A 9895-nucleotide genomic window follows, 5' to 3' on the forward strand; every position below is an offset into this window, starting at 1 on the left:
AACCGTTCCGCTTCATGTTGCCGGACGGCTGATGGTCGACGACACCGGATCGCTGCTGGGCGCCTGTCTGAGCGGCGCCGGAATCGCACAATTGCTGGAACTCTATGCCAGAGATCTCATCACGCAGAAGAGGCTGGTCCATCTGCTGCCGGAATGGTCGGATGAGACCTTCCCCCTGTATGCCTATCACCACGCATCGCACCTCGTGTCCGCCAAGGTGCGCGCCTTCCTCGACTTTGTCAGGGAGCTGGCGCCATAATAAACTTGCTATGGGCTCTCATCCTGCTGAAAGTCGAGACCCGTGTTGGGACGGCCAGCCGTATCATTCAGGTACTACATCCGGTCGATCTTGCGGGAACTGGACAATAGTCGAAGGATCGATGTTAAGGTGCTGTGCAACCAATTCCGGCGGGACATGCGTTAGCCAGTCGGAAAGTGACACTTCAGCAAAGTGATCAGCCTTGAACACTTCGAGGAACTGAAGTTCCGTTGTGCCTGTGTTCTCCACATAGTGACCGAGCCCTCTCTTTATGTAGCCAATGTCCCCGGGGCGGAAGTCGGCAGTCTGAGCCTTCGGCCCCGTGTTGAAGACCGTGGCGCGGGCGCAACCTTTGATAAAATAGGTCCATTCGTCAGCGTTGGGATGCCAGTGCAATTCGCGCATGCCGCCGGGAGCGACAGTAACAAGTGCCGCCGCAACCTGCTGGGAGATAGGGAAATTCCTGCTATCGGCGATGCGAACGGTGCCGCTCCTTGTCTGCCTGTCGGGAGTCTTTGAAGCCAGCCGAAAGACGACTTTTTGTGCCCCAGCGACCACCTTAGAGCTTTGACGGTCCGCGGCCAATGCGGGCGGTTCCTTACCCTGAAAAATCCAAAGATTTTTGAGTGGAATGTTGCGGAATACATCTGCCGAAACGCCAAAATTCTTTGCGAGAACCTCCGGCGGAGTGTGGGCCACCCAATCTGTCAGCAGCAATGTATTGAACTCGGACGCCATTCCGTTATCGAAAGCAATCAGGAATTCGGCGCCGTCGGGTCCGAGACCCTGGAGCGAGTGGGGAAGCCCGGGAGAAAAATACCACAAGTCGCCCGCCTCGACGTCTTCGACACTCGGGCGCCCCAGTTCATCTAGGGTTGTGATACGGCACTTACCAGTTAACATTATGGCCCACTCAGCTTGCTGATGCCAATGCATCTCGCGGATTCCTCCCGAGCTAAGGCGCATATTGACGCCCGAAATACTCTCGGAGATCGCGAAATCGAGCTGGGTAACCTCTCTTGCCCACCCCCCATTCTGAATGCGCTTGTGGGCATCATTGAACGATGCCCAAAAGAGCGGCATGCCGTCGACGTCGGTGGCGGGAGGATCCTGAAATGACGGGAACTGATCCATCAGGACGGGATTCTTGGGACCCGGGTCGGTTAGGCTCTGGGGACTGCCCTTTGTATTCACCGCGCCCTGTGGGGGAGAGTCCGGATTGCCGAACGTGGCTGCGCGAGCTGCGGTCGCAACGCCGAGCACACCAGCTGCCGAAAGGAGGCCGCGACGCTGAAAATTGTTCATAGTTTGCTACTCCACAAAGTCTTTTGACAATGAAGCATTAGGGGCGTGGAGGACGGTATAGTACTTTGGTGTAGGTAACGAGCCGGCTGCCGGCTCTCATGGCCTTAAAAAATGTGTTTACGACATTGTCGGTCTTGTGAAACCGGCAATGCTGATAGCGTGCGCCGAAAGAAATCGCGTCCAGTGCCATCCACAAGGCGAGCGCTCCATCAGCGACCGCGGGTTCGGGCGAGGCACAAGTCATCGGTCCTGAGATCGGCCAGCAGTTTATGCTAGCTCCGCGCGCCTTCCCGGATCCCCCCTGAAAGCCGACCAGTTCTTTCTTGCCTTCCGGGGTGGCGCTGATCACGGCGAGCATGCATTCCGCGGCCGGCTCCAGGAGCGCCTGGAGTCAGACGCCGTCCGTCCAAATATACACAGAGTGTCGGGCAGGGAGATCACGTCACAACTAACAATCGTAGTCCTTCTGCCAGCCGGCGGCCAACTGCGCGATCACACGTGGCGCGGAGTGCGGCGTATCCTCTCCAGGCGGGCCGGTCAACGCTTCGGGGAAGTCGCCCGTCGAGATGCCCAGTCGGGGGGGGGGGGGAGCCAGCAAAAGCGTGTCGAGGCTTCGGATTCGTTGCGCCCAGTTCGCCAGGGTCGCGGTGCAAAACCAGACTCGGCCCCGGCATCGCCAAGCGCGTGGTCCCGGACCCTCGGACGCGCAACTATAGGCGGGCCAAGGCCCATTTGAACCGCGCGCTCCGGGGCGTCGCCAGGTCGCACAACGCGCGCCCGGCCGTCCTCGAGGCGATCCTCGGAATACGGGGCAAGGAAGTCGTCCACCTTGCTTAGCGGCGCCAGCGCCAGTATATGCCCAGGATGCGCCGCGCCGCGTCGTCGTGGGCAATCTCGAACAGGGGATCAATGATCGACCCCGGCTGCGTCAGCGAGCTGTTCGTGCTATGGTTTATACCAATTCCGCTTCGCTCGAACTGATGGGCTGCACGGTCCGCTTCAGAGAGAAACTTGGGATCTCCGCATTCCGGACGAAAACCGGCGTGGGTTCGGGCGAAGCGGAATTGGTATTATTATGACGTTTCGCTCAGTTCGGGTGGTTCAGGCAGGCTCACCACCCGCGACCCTCTCAGTTCGCCAGCACCTTGGTTCTGCCAAAGCTCATCTTCATGTGGTGTGAATCATACGTACGTATGAATCCGTCCCTACACTAACGCTCTTGAAAAGATCTCTTTAATGATCGACACCTTGCAAGCCAACCACTGCGAGAGAGGTCAGTAAGATGTCAGACAGTCGGCCACCGTTTCCGCCCTTCACACAAGAAACGGCGATCCAGAAGGTCCGTGCGGCTGAGGATGCATGGAATTCCTGCGATCCGGGACGAATTTCACTGGGTTATGCTCCCGATAGCTATTGGCGCAATCGCGCTGAGTTTCTGCAAGGGCGCGCTGCGATCGTCGAATTTCTCACACGCAAATGGGCCCGGGAGCTCGAGTATCGGTTGGTCAAGGAGGTCTGGGCGTGGCATGACAATCGGATTGCTGTCCGCTTTGCTTATGAATGGCGCGACGACTCGAATAACTGGTTTCGGTCATATGGAAACGAGAACTGGGAATTCGATACTGATGGCTTGATGAGCCGGCGTCTCGCCAGCATTAACGACCTTTCCATCCGAGAAAGTGAGCGGAAGTTTCACTGGGATCGCGCCCATCCTCGGCCCGTTGACCATCCCGGCCTTTCAGCGCTTGGTCTCTAATCCAAGGGGCTGACTGCTTGATACGAAAAGCGAGTTGATGTTCGCCGCAGAGTTATGTGGATATAAGCGACGGTCAACAATGCCTGTGGAGAGGAAATCGTCGCCTCGACGTCTGTTGAAAGGTGGCGATACCGTCCGGGCCAAGCGAAAGTGCACTCGGCGATCTAGCGTTTGGGCAGAACGGCAAAGCCTACCGTTCCAGCCGGACGCTTGACGCTCTCAATGGTCCAATGGCCGAGTTCAGTTAGGACGGTCCACAGCTTTTTTCCGTCAAGGCGGCGGTCATCAGGAGGTGCAATCAGGAAAACATCCGCCGGTGGTCGCCACCACTAAAAGCGCGCCATCCCGGCCTTTGATTTTCTTTCCGGCATCATAGCCGAGCGGCCCGCCATTTTTTGCGGTTTTAATGGGCTGCCATCGATGATCCCAGCCAAGGGCGCCGCCTCGCGGTCGTCGCGGATCCAGCGATAGAAATACCCCTGGACCATCGTGAACGCCGGAGGGTCGCGCGAGAACTGTCGCCACTGGCAGCCGGTCGTGACGACATTGAAGATCGCTTCCAACATGCGCCGCAGGTCCGCGATCCGAGGCTGGCCCGCCTGCTTTCGCCTGGGCATCTACGGTTCTGTCAAGGTCCGTGCGGTATTCCCGCAGGTCACTTGCACAGTCCAGGTCGTTGCGCCGACACGCCGCGCAGGTGGTTTCAGTGCGGGCCATCATGATCTTCTCAGGTTAATGCAAATCCATGAACTATACCAGCTCGCCTAAAGACTGACACACGCCCAGTTTCGTGAGCCGAATTTGGTGACACGTTCTGGATCGTCGATGAACCACTTTCATGCGGTCCTGCAAGCATCGACGATATCGTCGTAGCTGTCCCTGAGAGTTGCACAAAGTGTGTTCTGGCGCAGATAGTCCCAGACATTTTCCATCGGATTGAGTTCGGGACTATAGGGTGGCAACGACAGCAGCCTGATGTTGTCGGGCACGACCAGATTGCTGCCGCGCCCAGCACGGCTTGCGCCCCCGGTGCAACCTGCGTGCTGATTTCCGCCGGATGCAGGCTCATCATCTCGGTATTGGCGGCTGGCGTGATCATGGCGGCGCCGGCCCCGCGCTGGGGACAGATGGTACCGAAAATGTAGGCAGAGTCACGGCGGTTGTCGCGGACCATCAGCGGCCGCGAGCCGATCGGCGCCCGGATATAGGCGTGGGTGCCCTGCTGACCGACCCTGGCCTTGTCCTTACATGATGGTTCGGGTGTCAACGTATTTTCGCGATGGCGTGTCGGCCGGGGTTCCGTCGAGCGCCGCGCGCACCAGGTTGGCGAATTTTTTTAAAAGCCTCTTCCACCGCCGCATCCTTCTTTGGATGGACCGGCCGCGGCTGAAGCCGGGTCAGACTGAGTTCGTTCAGCCACGCGGCGATCGTGGCTTCATGAACCTCGATCTTCCATCGACGTGCCACCTCCGCGCGCAGATCCACGCAGCGCCAGCGAACGACCTTGTGAACAACGGGATCCGGCCCCTCGATCACCAGCCTCCGTAACTCGGCCTTCTGGGCCTCGGTGAGGTAGGGTGTCCGCCCCGGACTCTTGCGCGATTTGAGACCTACCATCCCTTCCGCGTTGTAGCGACGCACCCAATCGCTCAAAGTCTGCCGATCCATGCCGTTCAGAGCAGCGGCTTCCCTCCGGGATCGACCCTCAATGACCATGGCCAGAGCCAGCATGCGACGAACCTGCGCCCCATCGCCGCATCTCGACGACGCCGCCCTGAGTTCCGACGCCGTATGATCCGTTCGCGTGATCCTGACCGCCCAACCTATCCCATCGCTCCAATCCGAGCCGAAACCACCTCTATCGAATCAGAGTTCAGTTCCCAATGGAATCCAAAACAGAGTCAATCTCTTCCCGAGTTGTTATTACAACCGGTCGAGATCACTCAACGCATTTCCGGTCAGGCTTGCGCGGGTTTGTGGCAAGCCGCCCGACCTTCGCTCCAAGGTTCGCGGCGCGGTTCAGTTCGGAATTGTCCGGCGCGCCTCGTTGCGCAGTTCGATGACCCGCACGCCGAGCGCCATCGCCTGCAGATGACGCCCGAGATAATATTCCAGCACGTTCTCTCCCGCTCCACGGCAAGTGCGTACGGATCGCACCATGCTTGCCGCATTTTCATGAAGCCATTGGGAAACTGTTACCCGAGTCGTGGTCCGGCGCAGCAGGCGCAGCTGCCTCCGGACCCATCGATCCGTGCGCTGCAGATGATCCAGAGCGTCAAAGGGAAAAACCGTCGAAAGTATAAACCGTTCGTAAATGATCGCGGCGAGGAACGCCATGCTGCCGTTAATAAAGGCAATTTCGTCCACTCTGCCGCCATTTCTGGGAGCGATCAGGACCGGAAGAAACATATTGAATGCCATAGCATGCGTGGACAGCCGGGCTTCCCGGCCGGCAAGACCACCGACGACCATCGGCCAGAACAAGCAATAAGCAAGACATTCGGGCGCCGTTACCGCAGGCATGACGATAAAGACAAACAGCGACGCAACCGCGACACTCCAGAGCGCGCCGACCAGAAAGTCACGCGCGGCCACCGCCGGCACCTCGCGGGTCGCCATGAGGCCGCCGATCAGGCTCAGAAACGATATGAAACTGGGGCCCTCGGTCCACGCCGTGACGTCCCAGAGCAGACCGGCGCCGAGAATGCCGAGCGCCGTCCGGGCGCCCACGCGGGCGGCCTCGATTGCCTGGCGCGGCGAATGGGCCGAGAACCGGAATCGATCCCCCCGGCGCGGATGGGCGATGGCATCGATATGATCTCGCGCACGCGTCAGCTCGTCCCTCAACGCTCCAGGTGCCACGCCTACCCGGGCCTTGGCAAGAATGACCAGCAGCACTGACAGTGCGCCACGCGCATGATCCACGGCCCTTCTGCTGTCCGGTCCGAGGTCGAGCACTTCGAACTCGACGCGGGCGTTCATCGCCATTACGTCCGCCAGCAGCTCGCTTTCCTGCTGTATGGACAACGGCGCGCTGCCGGCGCGCTCGATGACCGTCGCCACGTCGGACGTGATATCGTCGAGGCGGGCAACAAGCTGCCCCCGCACGGTTCCCTCCGGATTGCGGCTGGTGATCGTCGCCATCGCCGCCTCGCACAGGATACCAAGGACGATATAGGTCCCGCGCGAAATGGAGATCTCGAATACGGACAGGGGAGACGAGAAGGCGCCGGATGCGATAATGGCACCCGTGAAGCTCGCCACGAGGAACGCATATCGGCGATAGCCGTCGAAAAATGTGGCGCCGGCGCTGCAGCACCCAACCCAAAGCGCCAGAGCGGGAATCAGCAGCCCGGGCTGCTGGGGAAAACACGCGATGGCGCAGATGCTGATGACACAGCCCGTGGCGGTGCCGACAAGGCGCCAGCGCGCCTTGGACAGCGTCTCTCCCCGCGTCGATGTCGCGACGACCCAGACCGTCAGCGGCGCCCATTGAGGACTGTCGAGCTCCAGCCACATCGCAATCAGCAGGGACAGAAGAGCCGCTGCTGCCGTGCGCAACGCGAAGGCCACATTGGACCATGACGGCGCGTACAGCCATTTCAGCCCCCCGGACGCGGGTGCGGCGACCTTCAGCGCCAAGAGCATACGTGCTGCGCCACCTGACGTCTGATGGGCCCCGGCTTGCTCACCGCTCCAGGCGCTCCCCACCGCAGAACAGGATCTGCCCGTCGCGGCGTGCAACGGCAATCAATGTCTGGTTCATCGTCTTTGCAAGTTGAAACGCCCGATATGTCGGCGCCGAAACCGCGACAACCATTGAAATTCCGGCGCGCAACGTCTTGAGGGCCATTTCAAGTGAATAGCGACTGGTGAGAACACAGAATCCTTCCTCGACCGTCCGGCCTTCGCGCGCACGTGCGCCAATCAGCTTATCCACTGCATTATGCCGCCCGACATCTTCTCGGATCATCATGATTCGCCCGGCAGAGTCGGCCCAGGCCGCCGCATGCACCATTCTGGTCTGCGCGTTCAGCACCTGCCATGCTCCGAGATCGTCCAGGGCATGGCGGATCGCGGTGACCGGAACAATCGGCCCCTTCGGCAGCACGGCCAATCCTGCCGCATCTGCCGGGATATCGTCGCTACCGCAGATCCCGCAGCTCGTGTGGCCTGTGCGCGCGCGCGGGCGGCTGCGGATCAGCCGTGCCAGCGCATCGCCCGCAATCGAAATATCCATCGCCAGCCCATCGGCCGCGCCGGTGATCACGACCGATCGGCAGGCATTGGGTGTGGGAATGATCTGTTCCGTCAGGCAGAATCCGATCGCGAAATCCTCCAGATCGTCAGGTGTCACCATCATGACTCCGTAGGGGTACATCCCGTTGAATGTGAGCCTGAGGGGGACCTCGTCGGCGACCTTGAACCCGAACGCACGATCCGGCCGTGCGAGGGAGGTCACGGTCACGTCGTGAAACAGCGACACCATGGTACGCATCCTACCCAAACACCCGTGGACGGCCGTGGCATACCAGGCTGCTTGCCGTCATGCCAAATCGTGGCCTGCGACCCATTTTTCGATTCCGCTTAGGTAATGTTCGCGCTTCCAGATCGGGACCCGCCGCTTGATTTCATCGATGATATAACGACACCCTCGGAACGCGGCGTCGCGATGAGGTGCGGAGACGCCGATCCAGACGGCGATTTCGCCGACCCTCAGAGAACCGCTGCGATGCATGGCCGCGGCATCGGTGATCTCGAAGCCCGCGCGAGCCTCGTCGAGAATCGCCTGCCCCTCGGTGACGGCCAGGGGCGCGAACGCCTGGTAATCCAGGCCGAATACGGCCCGACCGCCATTCGTCTCCCGGACCCATCCCTCGAAACAGCAGAAGCCGCCGGCCTCAGGCTGCAACAATTCCGTGCGCAGCGCTGTAATGTCCACAGGGGCTGCCGCCAGCAGGAACCGGGTCATCCGCCGGTCACCGGGGGAATGAACACGACATGGTCGCCATCCTGCAAAGCCTGGTTCCATGGCCGGAATACGGCGTTCACAGCCACACGCATGCGTGTCGGTGCCAGAGCGAACCCGTGGACCGCGCGCAATTCGTCATACAGCGCGGCGGCCGTGCGTGCGGAGGTCTCGCGGGTTTCTATCTGGCATCCCGCCTCGTCACGGAGCTGCGCGAAATATTCGAGTTCTATGCGCGGCATGCGTCATCCCTGCTTTGGACACCCCTGTCCACGGCGGCGTGCCGTTTCGCGCGTCCAAGCCAATCGTTCGCCAGGACAGACATATTCTCTTGCACCTCAGCCCCCGATATAATGCATTTCAATCTTATCGCCCTGTCGCGTGTCCGGACTTGCGGCGGCACCGGCGCGCCGTTCCGCACGCTCCTCGCTATAACGGTCCGTGCGCTGCCGCCAAATCTGCGACAGTGCCTCGCGCAGCGGGCCGTCATCCGCTGCATGGCGCGCATCGCGCAAAAGGGCCCGCAGCTCGGTACCCGTTGTCGCGAAAAGGCACGTATAGATCCGCCCATCGGAGGACAACCGGGCCCGCGAGCAGTCCCCGCAGAACGGGGCGGTGACCGAGGAGATGAAGCCGATCTCGCCCCCGCCATCCCGGTAACGGTAACGCCTCGCCACCTCGCCGCGATAATGCGGCGACAGCCGCTCAAGCGGCCAGATCGCCTCGATCCGTTCCAGCAATTCACGTGAGTTCACGACATGTGCGCGCTCCCAGCCATTGCGGTTCCCGACATCCATATATTCGATGAAGCGCACCACCACACCCGTGTGACGGTAGCGCGCCAGCAGGGCCGGCACGCCCGAGTCGTTGACCCCGCGTTGGATGACAGCATTGATCTTGACGCCGCCGGAAAAGTCGGCGGCGCGCGCGGTTTCGATCCCTTCCAGAACGGCCGCCAGCTCTGCCCGCCCACCGCTCAGGCGCGCAAAGACGACTTCGTCGAGACTGTCGAGGCTGACCGTCACGCGATGCAGTCCTGCCGCGTGCAACGCCGGGACCATGCGCGCCAGCAGCACCCCGTTGGTGGTGAGGGCGACGTCGTCGATACCGGGAATCCGCACCAGTCGCGCCACCAGGTCCGCCAGGCCGGGACGCAGCAGGGGTTCGCCCCCCGTCAGCCGCAGCTTGGTGACCCCCATCTCCGCCGCGACTCGCGCCACCCGCACGATTTCATCGAAATCCAGCCTCTCCCGCGGCGCCAGGAAGCGAAATCCCGCATGATATGTCGAGTCCGGCATGCAGTACGGGCAGCGGAAATTGCACCGGTCCATCACCGATATCCGCAGATCCCGCCAAGGTCGAACATGCCGGTCCAGGACCGGCACGCTGCTGCCCCTCAAGATGACCTCATCCATGGCGCCTCCCCGCCTTCTATCCGGCGATTCGGATCGGCGCCGCCGAGGCAACGCTGGGAACCACCTTGACCGGTATGGACTTGGCCGCCGGGGTGCCGCTGATCTCGTCGAAATAATCGAGCGGCAGCAGCGGGTTGAGTTCGGGGTAATAGCCGGCGATCGCGCCGCGCGGCATCGGGTAGTCGATGACC

10 protein-coding genes and 1 pseudogene are annotated in these 9895 nt (G+C 61.1%); 2 read left to right on the plus strand and 9 right to left on the minus strand.

All coding sequences use genetic code 11. From position 1 onward, the window contains the following. A partial coding sequence (locus HUK84_RS05780; RefSeq protein WP_246285443.1) for a LysR substrate-binding domain-containing protein occupies positions 1-259 on the plus strand: 259 nt, incomplete at its 5' end. 63 nt (positions 260-322) lie between these two features. Here HUK84_RS05780 and HUK84_RS05785 read toward each other — a convergent pair. Beyond that, the gene (locus HUK84_RS05785; RefSeq protein ID WP_176639426.1) at positions 323-1564 is read right to left on the minus strand and encodes a cupin domain-containing protein; all 1242 of its coding nucleotides are present in this window, start codon (positions 1562-1564) and stop codon (positions 323-325) included. A 1282-nt stretch (positions 1565-2846) separates the two neighbouring features. Between HUK84_RS05785 and HUK84_RS05790 the strand changes: the two genes are divergently transcribed. Next, positions 2847-3320, plus strand: a complete 474-nt coding sequence (locus HUK84_RS05790; protein ID WP_176639427.1) for a nuclear transport factor 2 family protein — start codon at positions 2847-2849, stop codon at positions 3318-3320. Here the strand turns inward: HUK84_RS05790 and HUK84_RS05795 are convergent. The 8 genes and pseudogenes from HUK84_RS05795 to moaA form a co-directional block, all read right to left on the minus strand. After that, positions 3317-4037: pseudogene (locus HUK84_RS05795) on the minus strand (transposase). The gene HUK84_RS05790 and the pseudogene HUK84_RS05795 overlap by 4 nt on opposite strands. Positions 4038-4156: 119 nt before the next feature. Then, positions 4157-4309: a transposase gene (locus HUK84_RS05800; protein WP_176639428.1), complete on the minus strand. Its 153-nt coding sequence runs from the start codon at positions 4307-4309 to the stop codon at positions 4157-4159. A gap of 274 nt (positions 4310-4583) precedes the next feature. After that, complete coding sequence (locus HUK84_RS05805) at positions 4584-5051, minus strand: helix-turn-helix domain-containing protein (RefSeq protein WP_176639429.1); 468 nt, start codon at positions 5049-5051, stop codon at positions 4584-4586. 288 nt (positions 5052-5339) lie between these two features. Continuing rightward, positions 5340-6962 carry an FUSC family protein gene (locus HUK84_RS05810; RefSeq protein WP_176639430.1) on the minus strand — a complete coding sequence of 541 codons (1623 nt, stop codon included), beginning with the start codon at positions 6960-6962 and terminating at the stop codon, positions 5340-5342. Positions 6963-7008: 46 nt separating this feature from the next. Beyond that, complete coding sequence (gene fdhD, locus HUK84_RS05815) at positions 7009-7809, minus strand: formate dehydrogenase accessory sulfurtransferase FdhD (RefSeq protein WP_176639431.1); 801 nt, start codon at positions 7807-7809, stop codon at positions 7009-7011. Between the two features lie 57 nt (positions 7810-7866). Beyond that, a complete protein-coding gene (locus HUK84_RS05820) occupies positions 7867-8292 on the minus strand; it encodes a molybdenum cofactor biosynthesis protein MoaE (protein WP_176639432.1) in 426 nt (141 codons plus the stop codon). Beyond that, entirely contained in the window at positions 8289-8531 is a 243-nt protein-coding gene (locus HUK84_RS05825) for a MoaD/ThiS family protein (protein WP_176639433.1), read from the minus strand. The genes HUK84_RS05820 and HUK84_RS05825 overlap by 4 nt, the downstream gene beginning before the upstream one ends. 96 nt (positions 8532-8627) lie before the next feature. Beyond that, positions 8628-9704, minus strand: coding sequence for a GTP 3',8-cyclase MoaA (moaA, locus tag HUK84_RS05830; RefSeq protein ID WP_176639434.1), 1077 nt, complete (start codon positions 9702-9704; stop codon positions 8628-8630). Between the last annotated feature and the right edge of the window lie 191 nt (positions 9705-9895).

Origin of the sequence: Nguyenibacter vanlangensis (assembly GCF_013376155.1) — a bacterium.
GTDB classification, from domain to species: domain Bacteria; phylum Pseudomonadota; class Alphaproteobacteria; order Acetobacterales; family Acetobacteraceae; genus Gluconacetobacter; species Gluconacetobacter vanlangensis.